The sequence below is a fragment of the Corynebacterium sp. genome, assembly GCF_043426755.1.
GTDB lineage: Bacteria > Actinomycetota > Actinomycetes > Mycobacteriales > Mycobacteriaceae > Corynebacterium.
Map to the genome: position 1 here is coordinate 1 of NZ_JBHWRP010000004.1, position 17,617 is coordinate 17,617.

Genomic DNA, 17,617 nt, shown 5'->3' on the forward strand with positions numbered 1-17,617 from the left:
GCCCAAGATGATGACAAGCGCTACCGCCAAGACTACCTTCGTGGTCGCGGTCATTTTCTGCACGTTTTCTACCTCAGTTTCTCGATTTGTTTCGCCATGGACACCAACTCGTCACACAGGTGTTGAATCTCCCCGTGGGAAGCATTCTCAGAGCACGCCGTCGAAATATCTTCTGCGGCACAGCGTAGTGCATATAATTCGTCACGCAGCGATTCTGCTTTCTCCGGCGCCATTATTACCGCCTTTTGTGGGATGCCGGTACCGGTGATGTTATGCCGTTGCTCGTAGGCGCGTTGTTTGCACGCTGGGCTGCAGTATTTCCGCCGCCGGCCTCTCCCCTTTTGGACGGCCATCTCTCGTCCACACCACTGACAGGTGGGGCGCGAGTTGGTCTGGGGATGTGTCACGGACACCAACCTTAGTCCAACCGAGGGAACAAACTAAACAGCCCTGCCGTTATAATGGGTAGACTGCCTGTACAGTGAAGCGAGCAGGCAACACTGATTTGAAGGGATGGATGCAACATGGCCGATCGCGTATTGCGCGGAAGCCGTATGGGTGCCGTCAGCTACGAGACTGACCGCGACCATGATCTGGCACCACGTCAGATGGTCAAGTACAAGACTCCATCGGGCGAGATTTTCGATGTCCCTTTCGCGGATGACGCAGAAATCCCCGAAGAATGGATGTGCAAGAACGGCCAGCTAGGCACCCTGGTCGAGGGCGAAGGCGTTGAGTCGAAGCCAACCAAGCCGCCACGCACCCACTGGGACATGCTCCGTGAGCGCCGCTCCATCGAAGAACTAGACGTCCTTCTTGAAGAGCGCCTCGAGCAGCTGCGCAAGCGTCGTCGTCACGCGGCACGCATCGCCAAGGAGCAGCAACAGCAGCAGGAAAGCTAAGCGCGCGCTTAACGACGAATACCCCGGGCGGCTCAACCAAAATGAGCTACCCGGGGTAGTTTTGTGCGCATTTAAGAGTTTTTGCGCTTGGCGTAGTCGATATCGTGCTTGAGCAGTTTGGTGCCTTCGTCGACAAGCCCGGTCGCGGTCTCTGCAGTGTCCTTCACAGCGCCCGGCACCTTGGCTAGTGAGGAGCGGCGCACGTCATAGTCGACGAGCTTGCCGAGCTCCGCAGTCAGTCCCACCGCATCGCGGAAAAGATTCTTCGTCTTCCGCGGCAGGCTTGCCAATGGCGAACGCTTCAGCTCGTACAGGGCGAAGTCCTTGGTATAGGTAGCGATTTCCGCAAACTGCTCGCCACGGTGCTCCAGGCCCCACTTGGTCACCTCAGCCAGGGAATCCTTCGCGAAGCTTGCGTCAAGCTTTGACTCCCCCAGCTCACGTTCGGTGAACGTGATGGGCACCTCACGCACATCGAAACCAGCCTGGATCGCGCGAAAGGCCAGCTCCACCTGGAAGATATAGCCTTTCTTCGACAGCTTGTCCAGGTCCAGCGTTTCCAGTACTTCACGACGAATCGCGCGGTAGCCAGCGGTCATATCCTTCACGTCACCCGAGAGCGCCAGAGAGATGTAGAGGTTGCCACCCTTGGACAGGATGTAGCGGTCCTTCGGCCAGTTGACCACCTTGCCGCCGTCGACATAGCGAGAACCGATGACGAGGTCTGCGCCCGCCTCGATCTCCTCCAACAACAGGTGCAGCTGCTCGGGTGCGTGCGAGCCGTCCGCATCCATCTGGCAGAGCACGTTGTAGTCGCGCTCGAGACCCCAATCGAATCCCGCGCGGTAGGCGCCAAGGAGGCCGCCTTTGCCTTCGCGGTGGAGGACGTGGATGGAATCGTCGTCACGCGCCAGCTCATCGGCCTTCTCGCCGGTGCCATCGGGAGAGTTATCGTCGACAATGAGGATATCGACCTCTGGGGTGGCCTTGCGGACCCGGCCGACGATCAGCGGAAGGTTCTCCAGCTCGTTGTAGGTGGGGATGATCACGAGCGTTTCATCGCAGACCTTGGCCACGGTGACTCCAATCTTTGTCAAACATCGTCAAAACTTTACTAGCGAGAATTAGTTTACCCGCGTCGGCGCATGATCACCGACGCGACCATCGCTAGTACGCCAAGAGCGACGAGGATCCACTCAACATACTTCCCATAGCGGGCCGAGAACGTAATCGAATCACGCAGTGGCAACGTTTCGGTCAACGTGGCTGCCTCGAAGATATTGGTGTGCTGGGAGACGGTACCGTCAGGGCGCACCATTGCCGACACGCCCGACGTCGCCGCCACGACCAGTGCGCGGTCAAGCTCAATGGCGCGGAGGCGGCTCATCGCCAGCTGCTGGTACGTCATGTCGGTAAAGCCGAACGTGGCGTTATTCGTCGGCGTGGTCAAGATCTGGGCTCCATTCAGCACCGCGTCGCGATAGGCCGCGTCGAAAGCGACTTCGTAGCAGGTGGCGATGCCGACGATGATGCCGCGCATCGACACCGTGCCGTCGCCGTTACCTGGCTGAAAATTGCCGGCGGCATCAACGTAGGGGGAAAAGAGGCGGAAGAACTCGCGCATCGGCATCGTCTCGCCGAAAGGCTGCAGGTAAATCTTGTGGTGGTAGTCCCCCGGCCCGGTCTCTGGGTCGAAAACGACCATCGTGTTACGCGGTCCCACGTGGTCTTCGGTGATCGTTCCGACCAGTACCGGCGCGTCCACAGCGGCAACGGCGTCGTCGATAAGCTCGCGTGCTTGGGCGTCTGTAAAAGGGTTGACGTCTGAGGAGTTCTCGGGCCAAATCACGATGTCCGGCTGGGCGCCCGACGCGGCGAGCTCCTCCGTCACACGGGCATGGTTGGCAAGCACTGCTCGGCGCTGCGCGTTGAAATCCAGGCCCATGCGCGGAACGTTGCCCTGGATCGCTGAGGCGGTGACCTCATCGGTGGTGTGCTCCGGGTTGTTTACACCCAGGCTTGCGATCAGTCCCAGGACGATGGGCACGATAACCGCCACCGCCCCGCCGACCTTCGAGGTATGGAAAAACGCAACGATGCCGCAGGCCACCAGTGCGGCTGCCAACGTCACCAGTGCGGGGCCTCCCCACGGCGCAAGATACGCGAGCGGCCCGTTGATCTGGCCCCAGGCCAGCCGCACCCACGAAAACCCGCCAAAGGGGAAGGAGGAACGCGCGAACTCGACCGCCAGGTAAATGAAGGGGAACGCCACGAATCCCCAGCGGTGACGCGCAGCCCACGCACCGAAAGCGCCGGTGGCCAGCGCGTACAGCGCGCACGCGATAGCAAGAGCCACCCAGGGCAACGGGCCGACGAACTCACCAATCCACGGCAGCAGGAAGATATACAGCACGAACCCGTGGGCGAAGCCTAGACCTGCGCCGCCCCACCCGGTGGGCTTGTGCCGGCCCCACGGGATCAGGCTGGCATACAGAAGTGCAATACCAGCGATGCCGGCCCACCAGAGCCCGTGCGGCTCGAAGGACGCGTAGGTGATAAATCCAGAAAACGCCGCCAGAAGTAGGCGCAGCACGTAGACCACTTACTTGTCCTCGTCCTTTTTGCGGTCCTTCTTGGGGTCCTGGAAGTCTTCAGGGTTCAGGTCGCGGGTCCAGCGTTCGATCTCGTCGGCATCGATCACCATGTCGTCGGAGCTCTGGGCGTCCCTGGTGCTCCCGGTGGCTGTGTCCTGCGCCCCGTGCGAAGGGTGGGACGGATGGGCGGCAGCGGTGGATCCGTCGAAGGAACCATAGTGGTCGTGGCGCTTCGCCATGGGTGAATGCTCGTACATGCTTACGCCGAAGTTCTCGATGTCGCGCGTCAATTTGGTGGCCACCGAACGACGAATGATCGAGCGCGTGGGGCCAAACAGCAGAATCAAGCCCACAACGGAACTGACAATGCCCGGGATCATGCTCATCGCCCATCCCGCCATGATCAGGCCGGAGTCCCCCGCCACTTTGCCGGGTGTCGCCTTGCCAGTTCGCGCGCGCAGCATCGTTGCGCGTAACGACGCGCTTCCTGCCAGACCGCCGACCAGCATGAGGCCCAGCACGAGCAAAATTGCCCAGCCGTAGCCGATCCAGGCACCGACGGCGATGAACACCAGTGCTTCCAAAAACACGAACCCTAGCAGTAATCGCATGTGGCTAACACTACCTGCCCAATCGGCTCATAAGCCATTGGGCATCGCTAATCACGTGTTGAAAATACGGCAGAAAATGGTTCAGCGCATGGCGCCCAGGGATGCGTGGCAGGCGGCGGGTGTGCAGGTTGACACCCCAGGCGTCAGCAAGTTCCACGACGGAGGGATAGGGCACGATGTCATCGTTAATACTGCCCCACAGCCGCACCGGGATCAGCGGGCGCCGAGAGCCTAACCGGCGTTCGTCGAGGATCTCGCTGGTGTGCGGTAGGTCGTCGAGAAGCTCCGCGAGCGGACGGCCGGACTTGGTCCAGGCCGCTGTGGGCTGGCGGGTCACGCGCCTGGCCGCTCCCGTGACGCAGACGTCGGAGGCGGCGCTTAACAACGCTCGTCCGTGGTCATTGAGGGCCAAGTCGACTTCGGCGCGGACCTCGGGGCCTAGGGCTGCCAGACCGGCCACGGCATAGGCGATGACGACGGTTCCCAGGCCGCCGTCGACGTGGTTAAGCGTAGCGACGAGGTCCGCCGGAGGCGCCCCAACGACCGCGGCTTGCGGCTGCAGATCAGGCGCGTATTCGGGCTGTTCGAGGAGGGCACCCACTGCCCCACCGCCCTGGGAAAACCCCCACAGGCCCAGGTTCTCGTGGCCGACCCCAAGGTGGGTTGCGGTGCGGACGGCGTCGGCAAGCGCGTGCGAGGCCGCAATGTGATCGCAGTAGAGCTGTACGTTGTCCTCCGGGTCGCGGGGATAGTCGGTGATGATCACGTGCGCGCCAAGAGCGACGAAATAATTGATTACGGGTTGCTCATAGGCGGCAATGAAGTCGAAGTCCCCGCGAAACTGTAGGCCGACCGTGCTGGAAAATGAGGGATCGCAGTGCGGGGCGACACCCTGGGTGGAGGGCGCGAAAGCGATGGTGGGGCGTGGGCCTGGGCCGGACCACGGGTTGTTGGAGCGAAACACCGCTCCCGTTGTGGTCAGGGTGCGTTTCTCCGCGTCGGTGGTGACGTAGTCGATGCGCCACGCGTGCGCGTCGTTGAGCCTGGTCCCCAGTCCCAGGGCGGGGATCCGCCGCGCGTTGATGAGCGTGCCCGGCTTCTTGCCGATCACCCAGGTGGCGTGGCCGAAATCAGGGTCGGCGCGCCGCCGGTTGCGCGCGAGGTCAACGAGAAAAGGGATAAGGGTTCGGGCGAGCACAGCGGCCATGGTATCCCCTAGCGTGGCATGTGGCGCCAGATCGGACGCGGCACCAGGCGCATCACCGCAGCTAGAAGTGCAATTTGGCGCGGGATCCACACCGTGCGGGAGCCGGATTTCTCCATGGCCGCGACCACGTGCTCAGCGACGACATCGGGGGTCACCGACATGATCGCAGGTTTCATCCCCTCGGTCATCGACCCGATGACAAAACCAGGACGCGCGGTAATCAGCGACAGGTCGGTGCCGTGTAGGCGGTCCGCCAAGCCCTGGCAGAAAGCGTCGAGGCCCGCCTTGGTAGAGCCGTAGACGTAGTTCGCCCGGCGCGCACGCCAGCCCGCGATCGACGAAAACGCGATGATATGGCCGCGCGACATTTCGTCGGCAAGCACGGTGAGCATGCTGACCTGCGCCGTGTAGTCCACGGTGGCGATGTCCGCGGCGTGGGCCTCGTCGTGTTCGGCGCGTTGTTGGTCGCCGAGGATCCCGAATGCGACGATCGCCGTCGTCGGAGCTGCGTCGCGCACGATCTGGCGGTGCGATGCCAGGTCGGTCGCCTCGAAGGCCACGGTGCGCACGTCGGTGGCGCCGGCTTCACGCAGTCGCTTATCGACGAGGGCGAGCGCGTCCGTGCGGCGGGCCGCCAGGATGACGTCGCGGCCGGCACAGATGCGTGCTGCGATCTCTACGCCGATGTCACTGCTACCGCCGAGCAGGAGGATGGGTCCGGAACTCATGCAGGCGAGTCTACGGTAAACCCGGTCATGGACAGTGAACCCCAGGTGCGCTTCTTGTTGAACTCTGTCACGTCGGTCTCCCCTAGCCCGGCGGCTGCGCCTGCGACATAGGCCAGCGGCAGGAAGTGGTCCGGGGTAGGTACCGCGCGGGAGTAGGCGGCGTGGTCGGCTAGTGCGTTGAGGCGCTCCGGGTCGGTTTTCATAATGGCGGCGGCGTCCTCGTCGAACTGATCAGCCCAGTCGAAGCCCGTGTCGCCGGCGTGGCGCTGCACCATGTGCAGGTTGTGCACCACGTTGCCGGATCCGACGATCAGCACGTTCTTCTCCTGTGCAAGCCGCGCTAGCTTCGTGCCCATCTCTACGTGGTGGGCTAAAGGCTTGGTGGCGTCGATGGAGAGCTGGACCACGGGGATGGTTGCGTCGGGGAACATGTGCTTGAGCACGCTCCAGGTGCCATGGTCGAGGCCCCAGTTGTAGTCCTGCGCGACCAAGGTGGGCTTAACGATGTCAGAGACAAGCTCAGCTACTTCCGGGTCGCCGGGAGCGTTGTACTCCACGGCGTGCAGCTCGGGTGGGAAGCCCCAGAAGTCGTGGATCGTCTTGGGGTCGGTCATGGCGGTGACCCCGGTGCCGCGGGTGTACCAGTGCGCTGACACGCTCACGGTGGCCCGCGGAGTGCCGAGGTTGCGGATCTGCTCCCCCAGCTGTGCCCATTTCCGGGTGTAGTCGTTGTCTTGGATAGCGTTCATCGGCGTTCCGTGGCCGACGAAGAGTGCGTGAGTAGTCATCGAAGTTCCTTTGGTTGAAAGTTAAAGCGTTCGCTGCCAGTTGATGTTACAGCAACAATGTCCTCGATGCGCATTCCCCAGCTCCCAGGCTTATAAATGCCTGGCTCAATAGAGAACACCATGCCTTCCTCCAGCACCTGCGAGGCCCCTTCGATGATGAACGGCGCCTCATGCCCCGCCAAGCCAATGCCATGGCCCAGCCGGTGCGTAAACCACTCACCGAAGCCGGCCTCTGTAATGATGTCGCGGGCCACCGCATCCAGCTCACCAGCAGTCATCCCCGGCCGCACCGCCGCCACGGCCGCCTCCTGCGCCTTCAGCAACACCTCATAAGCGCGCGAGGACTCGTCGTCAAGCGCAGGCGTGCCCCCGACCACATAGGTCCGCGTGCAGTCCGAGTGGTAGCCCGCGCCCAGCGTGCCACCCAAGTCCACCACCACCAGCTCGCCGTCGACCAGCGCGCGATCCGAAAAGGAGTGGTGCGGGTTCGACCCATTCGGACCCGAGCCCACGATGATGAAATCCACCACATCGTGCTCCTTCAGGATCAGCTTCTCAATCTGCTCCGCCACCTCACTCTCCGTCTGGCCTGCCCGCAGCAACGACGGCACCTGCGCGTGCACCCGGTCAATCGCCGCGCCAGCGAAGCGCAACTGCTCAATCTCAGCCTCATCTTTGACCATGAACACCTCCGCTAAGGCGTCGGTAGCAAGGACAGTGGCATCGTCGATACGCGACTGCAGCGCAAAGACATGGTCCGCCGTCAGCGAAGACCCAAGCCCCACCGTGCCCGCGCCAAGAGGAGCGACGGCCAACTGGTGCGCATCCTCGCCATCGCGCCACCCACGCACCTCAATGCCCGGCAACGTCAGATCCCCGATATCCGTCATCGGCGCCACCACCTGCGCTGTGCCCTCGGCGGGGATCGTCAGCGCAGTCAGGCGCTCATGCGACGACATCCACGAACCCGTGAAGAAGGCGAACTCCGGGCCCGTCCCCACGATCACCCCAGCAAGACCGCGGTTGCGCGCCGCCTCCTGGGCTGCAGCGATCCGGCCCGCGTAGGTGGAGGAAGGAAATTCAGAAACAATACGAGTACTCATGCCCCCATGCTAGATCCACTACCATGGCCGGTGTGCTGCCCTCTACCCTCGTGCGGATCACCAACGGCAGAAAATACTGCAGCGGAGTGCTGATCACCCCCACCGAGGTGCTCACCTGCGCCCACTTCTTCCGCGACCTGCGCTACCACACCTATCTGTGGGTGGCCGGCCTGCGGCGCGTGCCCCGCGAGATCGAAACGATCCCCGGCACCGACCTGGCTATCGTTCACGTGCCGACGATCGCCCACGTAGCCCCCGAGGACATGCCACAGATCGGGCCCACCCCTGCTCCTTTGACGGAGACCGTGACCGTCGGCTTTGGCGGCACCACGCGTGGGCGCGATTCTTTTCGGCTGCGCCGGGGCCGATTCCTGCTGCGCTCCCCCATCGCCGTGTCCCGCGGCATGGCCACCGTGGCACGCCCAGCCGGATTCATCTTCAACTACAACCCGGCAATCAAGGGTGACTCCGGCGGGCCCGTCTTCGCCGACGGACGCGTGATCGGTGTGCAGTCGCTCATCGTGGACCCGGCCGGGGTCAACCTGCACGTGGCCGCCACCGCGCTGCTGGAACCGCTGGCAGGCAGGTGGCGCACGCCAGGCGATTAATTGCCGATGGCCACCACGCCGCGCTGGATCGCATCAATCGCGCGGCGCGCGTTACGACGAATGTCATCGGTATAACCCGTCTTCGCGATCTGCCCCAGCAAATCCACCACCTGGCGGCACCAGCGCACGAAATCACCCGGGGTGAGCTCCGCACCACTTTCCGCGGCAGCGGCCAGGCAGTAGCCCAGGGGCGCGCCGGCGGCCCATTGGTGCATCGACAGCGCAAAACCCGCCTCCGGCTCCTTCGTCACCGGCAGATTGTGGCGGCGTTCGTCGGCGATCAGCTCGTCGTAAATGCGCATAGTGTCGTTCATCGCATCCGCCATCCGGTCCGTCGCCGCATCCGGGCTACCACCACTGATCTTCCGGTTTTCAAAGACGCATAACGACGCCACACCCGCCAACTCCGCCGGGTCCAACTCATTCCAGATCCCGCGCTTCAAACACTGCGCGACAAAGAGATCGGACACATTGTGGATCTCCGCCAGGCGGGCGCCCTCGTCCGTGATCTGCGGTTCGCCGTGGACAAGCTCCACGTAGTCCATCTCTGTCAGCAGACCGACGATGCGCTCAAAGGTGCGCCCCAGCGAATCAGTGGCCGTGTCCACGCGCTTTTCCAGCCGGCTGAGCTTGCGCTTCTCGCGCGCCAACTCGTTGCCCACGCGCGCCAACATCTCTCGGTCCGTGGCCGGCCAGCTATGCACCGGATGCTCGCGCAGGGCTGCCCGCAGCGCCACCACCTTCTTATTCGGGCGCGTGCGCGCCTGTTCCTTCAGCTTCTTCGGCCTGCGGAAATGCCCCTTGTGCAGCTGGTCGACGACGCGCCGCGTGTGCTTCCGCGGGCGTTCAGAAATATGCCGCGGCAGCTTGATCTCCCCGACCACCATCGGCACATTGCGGAATGACGCCGCATCGATCCGGCCCGACCAGCCACGCTCCGTAGTGATCCACGGCCGTGGATCATCCTGCCGACCCGCCGGCGCAACCACCGCAGCCAGCTCCGGGCGGCGTTTCGACGGCAACACAATCACCTCGCCCACCCGCAAACGACCAAGGATCTTCTTAATCTCCTCCTGCCGGTCCTCGACGGCCTCCCGCTTGGACTGCTTCTCCGCCTCCGATAATTCGGCGCGCAGCTCCACGTAGTCGATCAACGATTCGGCCAAAGCGTCGGTGTCGGTGTCCACGCCATCGTCGTTAAGCCCGAAGCTCTCGACGTCGCGACGCAGCTGCTCGCGGAGCTTATCGACGCGCACCCGGGCACGCTCAATCTCACGTACCTCGTCGACGACCGACCCGTCCGTCTGGTACTGGGCGAAAGACTTCTCAATCAGGCGCAGCGAGTCCTCGTAGCCGTTCATGGAAATCAGGTTGACCGCCATGTTGTAGCCGGGCGAGAAGGTGGAAATCAGCGGGTAGGTGCGTGTCGACGCCAGGCCCGCCACCGCGTGCGGGTCCATCGCCGGCGCCCACTGCACCACCGCGTTACCCAAAACGTCGATCCCGCGGCGGCCCGCGCGGCCCGTCAGCTGCGTGTACTCGCCGGGGGTGAGATCCACGTGCGCCTCACCATTGAACTTGACCAACTTCTCCAGAACAACGGTGCGCGCCGGCATATTAATCCCCAGCGCAAGCGTCTCCGTAGCGAACACGGCCTTGATTAGACCTTTAACGAAAAGCTCCTCCACGATGTGGCGGAAACCGGGCAACATTCCCGCGTGGTGTGCGGCGAAACCACGCGACCAGACCGACCGCAGCTGACGGAAGTTCAGCACAGCAAGGTCCTCCTCGGGGATGCCCTCGACGCCCTTGTCGACGATCTCCCGGATCTGCTGCGCTTCCTCCTTCGTGGTCAGCTCCATGCGGGAGCGGTGGCACTGCGCCAGCGCCCCATCGCAGCCGGCGCGCGAGAAGATGAAGGTGATCGCCGGCAGCATGTCCTGCCCGCCCAAGGTACTAATCACTTCAGGCCGGCCGAGGGGCCGGTAGCGGTCCTGCGGGCGGTCTTTGCCGCTGCGGCGACCTTCAGTGCGGGCGCGGAAGCCGCGGCCTTCCTCAAAGTCGCTGCGGCCTTCGGCGGCAAGCCCGGATTCGAGGCGCTCAATCTTGCGCTCTAGGGTGCGGTTGACGCGCCCATCCTCCCCCGGTTCGAACAGCGGATAGAGGTTGCGGCCGACCATCATGTACTGGCTCAGCGGGACCGGGCGGTGTTCGGACACGATCACCCTGGTATCCCCGCGCACGGTCGATAGCCAGTTGCCGAACTCCTCAGAGTTGGACACGGTCGCAGACAACCCGATGATCGAGATCGATTCGTCCAGGTTGAGGATGATTTCCTCCCACACCGCACCGCGGTCACGGTCTGCGAGGTAGTGGATTTCATCCATGACCACGTGGGTCAGTCGATCCAGCTGCGGCGAGCGGGCATAGATCATGTTCCGCAGCACCTCGGTGGTCATGACGACGATCTCGGCAGAACCATTGATCGACACGTCGCCGGTGAGCAAGCCCACGGCATCCTCGCCGTGCTCGTCGACAAGATCGTGGTACTTCTGGTTGCTCAGCGCCTTGATCGGAGTGGTGTAGAAACACTTCGTGCCGCGTGAGAGCGCTAGGGACACGGCGAACTCGCCGACAACGGTCTTGCCGGCACCAGTGGGTGCGCAGACCAACACCCCCCGATCTTCCTCGACGGCCTGGCAGCCGGCGATTTGGAAGTCATCGAGGGGGTATGGTCGTGAAGCTCTAAACGTGTCCAGGTGGGTAGAGGTCATGCCACCAGACTAGGTCACGTCAGAGGACATCGTCGAAGTCCGAGCGCTCAGTGTTGTCGCGTGTCTGCGCAACGTCGCTTGACGACGACACCGGCTCCGGCCGACTGACAGGTGCGGGACGGTGGTTCAACGCACTAGTTTCCTCATCGTCCAGGTCCATCCACTCTGGGCGTTTGCGTGCTTGGCGTTTATCGTTCCAGCGGCAAAACTGGAAGGAGAGCTCCACGAGAACACAAACGGAGGTGGCCAGGATGATCATCGAAAAGGGGTCTTGGCCCGGCGTCATGAATGCTGCAAAAATAAACACGACAACGACGACGATGCGTCGCTTGTCCTTCACGTGTTCATACTCAAGCACTCCGATAAGATTGAGCATGACGATGATCAGCGGAATTTCGAAACTCACTCCGAAAATCACGGTGAGCCCGAGGACAAAATCATAATATTGTTGACCAGTGAGCCACGCCTGTTGGAACTCATCACCGATGCTCAGCAGCACTGCGAGCCCCACGTCCAAAATGAAGTACGCAAGCAAGGCACCTGCCACAAAGAGCACCACTGCCAGAGTGACGAACGTGAAGGTGTAGCGCTTTTCCTTCTTGTGCAGCCCAGGAACGATGAACAACCAGATCTGGGTCAACCAGACTGGCGATGACAATACCAAGCCCGCCAGCGCGCCCACCTTGAGGCGCAACATGAACATCTCAAACGGGCTAGTTGCCAATAGGCGACATTCCTCACCGTCGTTGAAGCTCACGCGCATCTCATCTGGCAAGTTGCAGTAGGGACGGCGGATAATTTCACCGAGCGAAAACATGCCAAATGGCGCGTTTTGATACCAAATGAACCCAATAATCGTTCCGACCAGCAGGGCGGCAAGCGAGATCATCAGGCGACGCCGGAGCTCAACTAGGTGCTCACGAAGCGCCATCGAGCCGTCGTGGTTCTTTGGCTTTTTCTTCTTGCTGCGGAACTTCTTCTCAGCCACGGATCCTGACTACTGGTTCTGTGTGTTCTGTTGCTGCTGTGGCTGATTTTCTGGGCGGTCCCAAAAGTCCTGCTCCTCCTGCTGAGCCTGGGTTACCTGGCCCTGCTGAGGTTGCTCGTTCTCATTCTGAAGTTCCTTGACCTCGGACTTGAAGATGCGTGCGGAACGCCCCACGGAACGCGCCAGATCCGGCAGCTTCTTTGCACCGAAGAGCAGGAGAATGACGACGAGGATGAGAATGATTTCCATCCAACCAAGGTTCGGCATGGTATTAGACCTTTCAAAAATTGAGCTATGCCTTATGAGTTACCAACTTAGCAGTTACTCAATGCTGTCCGGTTGATCATAGCGCTTGCGTGCCGAATCCGCTCGCCGAACAATCTCCTCGGCGACATCCTGAGGAGAAACCACCTTTACGCGGTCGGCTTGGCTAAGTGCGAAACGGACAAGCCACTCGGGTGAGCCAAACGGCATGGTGGCAGTCCACCACCCACCATCATCCGGAGTACTGCTCCGCTCCCCGAGTTCGATATCCCAGTAGTCGATCAGCCTCGTGGCATGGGGCGCGATCAGCAACCCGGCGACCTGCTTATCGGCGAAACCGAAAGGATCCTCCGCATCGAAACGGCTCCCTTTAGCGGCGGAGGGTTCGTCGAGAAGCGTCGCGCGGCGCACTCGATCTAAACGGAATGACTTCTGCTCACCATCCTCCCAGGCATTCAGGTAGGTGTGCCCATCGCGGTGGAAGAGTTTTTCGGGGCTGACCTGCCTGGTGCGCGTGGAGCTCGATGACGTTGAGTAGTAGTCGAGTTCTAACTGGCGTTCGTCGGCAAGTGCCTGACTGATAACGGTGGCAGGGCCTGGATCAGTGTCGGCGATAGTGTCGGTCACGCCTGGAGCCTTGACGGCGGCTCGGATTTTCGCGGCGGCCGAGGTCACAGCGTCCTGATCGACAAGCCCAGGGATCGTCTCAAGCGTCTCCAGGGTGAGCAGCAGCGCGTTCGCCTCCGTGGGAGTCAAGCGCAGAGGCTTGTTAAGGCCTTGGTCGTCGATAAGGGTAACCTGCCTCCAATCCGCGACAAGGTCAATCATCTCGCCGGGCCCCTTACCCACGCCCGAGATGTGCAGGCGGTTGAGCGCATCCATTACGTCCTGCGGGCTGAGGGTGAGGTCACGGGCAATCTCCATCACCGTCGCTTCAGGATGCTGCCGCAGATACGGCACGAGGTTCAGCGAGCGCACCAGATCAGTGATCTTTTCGGGACTATCCTTCATGTGCAGCCTCCAACAGCGCTAGGACATCGGCGCGCACATCATCAGGCTTGACGACGACCACCCGGTCGGCATAGCTGGCAACGGTGCGCACCAACCAATCACGTTCAACATCACGTAACACCCAGTGCTTAGCATCGCGGGTGGCTTTCTCCGTCAGCTCTGGGGCGGGCTCGTCGATAAGCAACGTGGCGGTGGTCGTAGGGCCACGGAGAGACTCTTCGACGACCTCCTGGAGATCACGGTCGGAGGTGATGAATTCGTCGGAACGCACCTTGCGCACGTTGCTCACGCGGATGGCGCGGAAACTGCGCGGCGCGCGACGTTCCACGTCCCACCCGGCGATATAGGCCTTATTGTGCAGCGCGACGATCCCCCACGGGTCCATCACGCGGCGCTGCACCTCGGCCGTGGGGCTGGAACGGTAGTCAAAACTCATGCGGGTCCGCGTCCGGATGCATGCGGTGACCGCCTGGACCAAATCGGCCGACAGGCGCAACACGTCATTGTCCATCGAGGCCAAAGGGGCATCGTCGAAAGAGCGGGTCGCCCCGGAGGCCGCGAGCTTCGTCCACCCCGAGCGGGCAAAGGCACCCAGGCTGCCCGCGTGGCCCAGGTCGCCGGCAAGTCCCAGCACGGTGGCCTCGGCGTCGGTAAACTCGATGGGTGGCAGCTCGTAGGAGTCTTTATCCACCCACACCAGCCCGTTCTCACTGCGTGCGGGCACCCCGGCGCGGCGGATGCTCGCGACGTCGCGTTGAATCAGCCGCTGGAAGGCTTGGTCGGTGCGATTCTCGTAGCCGGCGACGTTGGCGCGCACCCAGTCATGTGTGCGCGGTGTTTCTGCGCCCAGCAGCCCGAAGGTGAGGTTGGTCAGGCGTGCGACCGCGTCGTCGTCAGCTGTCACGAGCACCTAGCCTTTCTTTTCGTGGTGGGCGTCCATGTAGGCGATCAGCTCGTCGACACGCGGGTCTTCGTTGGCGAAGGGGTCCAGCAGGTCCACCGTGCGCGGTTCCGGCCGGTCTACTTTCATGTGGACCCAGTCCACGGAGATCGGTGCGCCGAGCGACTGTGCGGCGCGGAGGAACTTCTCGCGCAGGGCGGCGCGAGTGGTGGCTGGGGCGTGTTCGGCGGCCTCGGCGATGGCTTCGTCCGTGGTCCAGCGTCGCACGCGCCCTTTGCGCTGCAGGAGGTAGAACAGGCTGCGCTCGGGGTGGATATCGTGGTAGGTCAGGTCGATCTGGCGCAGTTTGGGGTGGTCGTAGTCCACGCCCAGCTTGTCGCGGTAGGCGTCGAGCAGCGTGCGTTTGATCACCCAGTCGATCTCGGTGTTGACCTGGCTGAAGTCCTGCGTCTCGATCGCGCGCAGCACCCTGCCCCACAGATCAACCACACGCGCCATTTCCTCGTTCGGGGTGCCTTCGTCGGGGCGGACGTCGAGCCAGTCGCGTGCCGACGAATAAATCGCCTGCTGCACCTCGAGCGCGGTGACTGTGGAGCCATCCTTCAGCTTCAGTACCGTGGAGCCGGTCGCATCGTCGGCGATGTCGCGCACGTGCTTGATCGCGTTCTCCAACTCGAAATCCGGCAGATCAAAGCCGGCCTCCAGCATCTCGATGACCAGCAGCGTGGAGCCAACCTTGAGCGCGAAGGTGGGCTCTGCCATGTTGGAATCGCCGGCGATTACGTGCATGCGGCGGAAGCGGTGCGAATCCCCGTGCGGCTCATCGCGCGTATTGATGATCGGGCGGGTCCGCGTGGTGGCCGAAGACACCCCCTCCCACACCTGGTCCGCCCGCTGCGAAAGCACGAAACGCCCATCCTTGATCAGGCCCGCACCGCAGATTAGTTGGCGGGTAATCATGAAGGGAAGCAGCTGCTTGCCCAGGGACTTCAGCACCATCTCCCGGCTGATCAGGTAGTTTTCGTGCGCGCCATAAGAGTTACCGGCGGAGTCCACATTGTTTTTGAACAAGTAGACGGTGCCACCGATGTGATCGTCGGCAAGCGCCTGTTCCGCCTGAAGCGCCAGCTCGTGGTAGATCCGTTCCCCGGCTTTGTCGTGGTTGAGCAGTTGGGTGAGGCTATCGCATTCGGCGGTCGCGTACTCTGGGTGGCTGCCCACATCTAGGTAGAGGCGCGCGGCTGATGGCGTAAAGATATTCGAGGACTGGTATTTCGCCACCACCGGCCGAAACAGGTAGCGGGCCACCTCTTCGGGACCAAGCACCGGCCGCCCGTCGCGGGTGGCGGTCACGCCGAATTCGGTCTCGACGCCCATGATGCGCCGCGCAAATACCTCACCCACGGCCTACTGGCCGCCCTTCTGCACAAAGGAGCGCACGAACTCCTCGGCGTTCGTCTCCAGCAGGCCGTCGATCTCATCGAGCAGATCGTCGGTCCCCGCGGTGTTGATCTGGACGCTGCCCGCGGCCTCTTCGCCGATGTTCTCGTCCTCGCCGGCGCCGCCGGTGCCATGAACTTGTTGCTGTGCCATGAAAGTCTCCTTTTCTTTTCTAGTGTACGTCGACGATGTCGTGGCCCGCGTCACGCAGGGCGGCCAGTAGGTCGTCGGTGGAGGCGGCTGCGTCGACGAGCTCGCCGACCTCCTCTTCAGTAAAGCCATCCACGGCGTCGATGCTGATTTTGGCAACACCGTGCTCGTGCTTAACGACGATCGTCTGCCAGCTTGAGGCGACAACCTGTTCCGGGAACTTCGCCGCGACCGCACCGCGTAAAAAGGCGCGCGAATTCTTCGGAGGGTGCTGCGCTGCCCGACGGATGGTCTCCTCGTCGACAAGCGTGCGCATGCGCCCGGCCCGCACCAGCGCGTGGTAGAGGCTCTTGGCGGGGTCGATGTCCGAATACTGGATATCCACCAGCTTCAGCTTCGGGTCGCTCCACGCCACTCCCCGATCGACATAGCCCTTGATCAGGGCGTACTTGGCAGTCCAATCCAAACGGTCGGCGGTGGATAGCGGGTCGCGCTCCAGATCGTCCAATACCTCAGCCCACAGTTCGACAACGCGCTGGTCGTACTCGTCCTCGAGTGTCACGCGGGCGAGGTACTCGCGCTGGAGCTGGATGGCGGTCAGCTGGCGATCGTCGACAAGCGACACCGTGTGCGTGCAGCTGGGGTCGTGCGAAATTGCCTTGAGCTCGGCGACAGGGTCTTTGAGCGCGAGGTCGGTGAAGTCCACGCCGTTTTCGATCGCGTCGATGACCAGCTTCGTTGTGCCCAGCTTAAGCACGTTGGAGAACTGGCTCATGTTCGCATCGCCGATGATCGTGTGGAACCGGCGGAAGCGCGCCGCATCCGCGTGGGGTTCATCGCGCGTGTTGACGATGCCGCGGTTCAGCGTGGTCTCCAGCGACACCTCTTGCACAAAATAGTCCGCGCGCTGAGAGATCTGGAACCCGTCGCGCTCCCCCGCCTCGCCGATGCCCACCCGGCCGGCACCAACGACGACCTGGCGGGAGACGAAAAACGGGAGGATCGCCTGGGTCAAAACATCAAAGTCTGTTGCGCGGAGGTATTGGTAGTTCTCGTGCGAGCCATAGGACGCGCCCTTGCCGTCCACGTTGTTCTTGTATAGCTTCAACGGCGGGCACGGATCATGGTTCTTCACCACGCTGGTGCCCTGGGCGTAGAGATCGGCAACGGTCTGCGCTGCCTCATTCAAGATGATGTCGCCGGCAGCGTCATAGACCATGGCGTCGAAAGCGTTATCCACCTCCGGCGAGGCATACTCCGGGTGGGCATGATCCACGTAGAAGCGCGCACCATTGGTGGGCACCACGTTGGCTACGCCGATCGCATCCCAGTCCACCACCGGCACGGTACGGTAACGCCGCAGGTCAAAGCCGCGCGCATCGGCGAGAGGGTGCTCATCCTCATAATTCCACCGGGCACGCGCGCCGGTCTTGACCGCAGCGTAGGCCACCACCGCGTGGGTGGAGCTCACGATCGGGCTCAAGTCCGGCTGCTCCGGCGTAGAGATGCCGTACTCAGTTTCGGTCCCCATAAAACGGGCCATGTTTT

The 17,617-nt window shown here is 62.5% G+C and carries 17 protein-coding genes; 2 read left to right on the forward strand and 15 right to left on the reverse strand.

Annotated elements, in window-relative coordinates; translation table 11 throughout:
• The first annotated feature begins 524 nt into the window (after nucleotides 1–524).
• On the forward strand, nucleotides 525–902 hold the full coding sequence (locus tag ACHFGA_RS00705; protein WP_018581936.1) for an RNA polymerase-binding protein RbpA: 378 nt from the start codon (nucleotides 525–527) through the stop codon (nucleotides 900–902).
• Between the two features lie 71 nt (nucleotides 903–973).
• On the opposite strand, the gene ACHFGA_RS00710 is transcribed toward ACHFGA_RS00705, so the two are convergent.
• From ACHFGA_RS00710 to ACHFGA_RS00740, 7 genes are read right to left on the reverse strand one after another with little or no spacing between them, the layout of a single operon-like run.
• On the reverse strand, nucleotides 974–1,978 hold the full coding sequence (locus ACHFGA_RS00710; RefSeq protein WP_394280595.1) for a polyprenol monophosphomannose synthase: 1,005 nt from the start codon (nucleotides 1,976–1,978) through the stop codon (nucleotides 974–976).
• A 53-nt stretch (nucleotides 1,979–2,031) separates the two neighbouring features.
• Complete coding sequence (lnt, locus tag ACHFGA_RS00715; protein WP_394280562.1) at nucleotides 2,032–3,504, reverse strand: apolipoprotein N-acyltransferase; 1,473 nt, start codon at nucleotides 3,502–3,504, stop codon at nucleotides 2,032–2,034.
• On the reverse strand, nucleotides 3,505–4,107 hold the full coding sequence (locus tag ACHFGA_RS00720) for an FxsA family protein (RefSeq protein WP_394280563.1): 603 nt from the start codon (nucleotides 4,105–4,107) through the stop codon (nucleotides 3,505–3,507).
• Between the two features lie 10 nt (nucleotides 4,108–4,117).
• Entirely contained in the window at nucleotides 4,118–5,314 is a 1,197-nt protein-coding gene (locus ACHFGA_RS00725) for a lipase family protein (RefSeq protein WP_394280564.1), read from the reverse strand.
• Between the two features lie 8 nt (nucleotides 5,315–5,322).
• Nucleotides 5,323–6,042, reverse strand: a complete 720-nt coding sequence (locus tag ACHFGA_RS00730; protein ID WP_394280565.1) for an SDR family oxidoreductase — start codon at nucleotides 6,040–6,042, stop codon at nucleotides 5,323–5,325.
• Nucleotides 6,039–6,830: a 4,5-DOPA dioxygenase extradiol gene (gene ygiD / locus ACHFGA_RS00735; protein ID WP_394280566.1), complete on the reverse strand. Its 792-nt coding sequence runs from the start codon at nucleotides 6,828–6,830 to the stop codon at nucleotides 6,039–6,041. The genes ACHFGA_RS00730 and ygiD overlap by 4 nt, the downstream gene beginning before the upstream one ends.
• Nucleotides 6,827–7,933 (reverse strand): M24 family metallopeptidase, encoded by a 1,107-nt coding sequence (locus tag ACHFGA_RS00740; RefSeq protein ID WP_394280567.1) that lies wholly within the window; start codon nucleotides 7,931–7,933, stop codon nucleotides 6,827–6,829. The genes ygiD and ACHFGA_RS00740 overlap by 4 nt, the downstream gene beginning before the upstream one ends.
• A 32-nt stretch (nucleotides 7,934–7,965) precedes the next feature.
• Here ACHFGA_RS00740 and ACHFGA_RS00745 point away from each other — a divergent pair, with 32 nt between their 5' ends.
• Nucleotides 7,966–8,541 (forward strand): trypsin-like serine protease, encoded by a 576-nt coding sequence (locus ACHFGA_RS00745; RefSeq protein WP_394280568.1) that lies wholly within the window; start codon nucleotides 7,966–7,968, stop codon nucleotides 8,539–8,541.
• Here the strand turns inward: ACHFGA_RS00745 and ACHFGA_RS00750 are convergent.
• The 8 genes from ACHFGA_RS00750 to dop form a co-directional block, all read right to left on the reverse strand.
• A complete protein-coding gene (locus tag ACHFGA_RS00750; protein ID WP_394280569.1) occupies nucleotides 8,538–11,315 on the reverse strand; it encodes a DEAD/DEAH box helicase in 2,778 nt (925 codons plus the stop codon). The two genes, ACHFGA_RS00745 and ACHFGA_RS00750, sit on opposite strands and share 4 nt — an antisense overlap.
• A gap of 19 nt (nucleotides 11,316–11,334) precedes the next feature.
• Entirely contained in the window at nucleotides 11,335–12,246 is a 912-nt protein-coding gene (gene tatC, locus ACHFGA_RS00755) for a twin-arginine translocase subunit TatC (protein ID WP_394280596.1), read from the reverse strand.
• A gap of 66 nt (nucleotides 12,247–12,312) precedes the next feature.
• Entirely contained in the window at nucleotides 12,313–12,570 is a 258-nt protein-coding gene (gene tatA, locus ACHFGA_RS00760) for a Sec-independent protein translocase subunit TatA (RefSeq protein WP_394280570.1), read from the reverse strand.
• 54 nt (nucleotides 12,571–12,624) lie between these two features.
• On the reverse strand, nucleotides 12,625–13,578 hold the full coding sequence (locus ACHFGA_RS00765; RefSeq protein WP_394280571.1) for a helix-turn-helix transcriptional regulator: 954 nt from the start codon (nucleotides 13,576–13,578) through the stop codon (nucleotides 12,625–12,627).
• The gene (locus ACHFGA_RS00770; RefSeq protein ID WP_394280572.1) at nucleotides 13,568–14,482 is read right to left on the reverse strand and encodes a helix-turn-helix transcriptional regulator; all 915 of its coding nucleotides are present in this window, start codon (nucleotides 14,480–14,482) and stop codon (nucleotides 13,568–13,570) included. Before ACHFGA_RS00770 ends, ACHFGA_RS00765 begins: the two co-directional genes overlap by 11 nt.
• 6 nt (nucleotides 14,483–14,488) lie before the next feature.
• On the reverse strand, nucleotides 14,489–15,856 hold the full coding sequence (pafA, locus tag ACHFGA_RS00775; RefSeq protein ID WP_394280597.1) for a Pup--protein ligase: 1,368 nt from the start codon (nucleotides 15,854–15,856) through the stop codon (nucleotides 14,489–14,491).
• Between the two features lie 30 nt (nucleotides 15,857–15,886).
• Complete coding sequence (locus ACHFGA_RS00780) at nucleotides 15,887–16,072, reverse strand: ubiquitin-like protein Pup (protein WP_394280573.1); 186 nt, start codon at nucleotides 16,070–16,072, stop codon at nucleotides 15,887–15,889.
• A gap of 19 nt (nucleotides 16,073–16,091) precedes the next feature.
• On the reverse strand, nucleotides 16,092–17,612 hold the full coding sequence (gene dop / locus ACHFGA_RS00785) for a depupylase/deamidase Dop (RefSeq protein ID WP_394280574.1): 1,521 nt from the start codon (nucleotides 17,610–17,612) through the stop codon (nucleotides 16,092–16,094).
• Nucleotides 17,613–17,617: the final 5 nt, after the last annotated feature.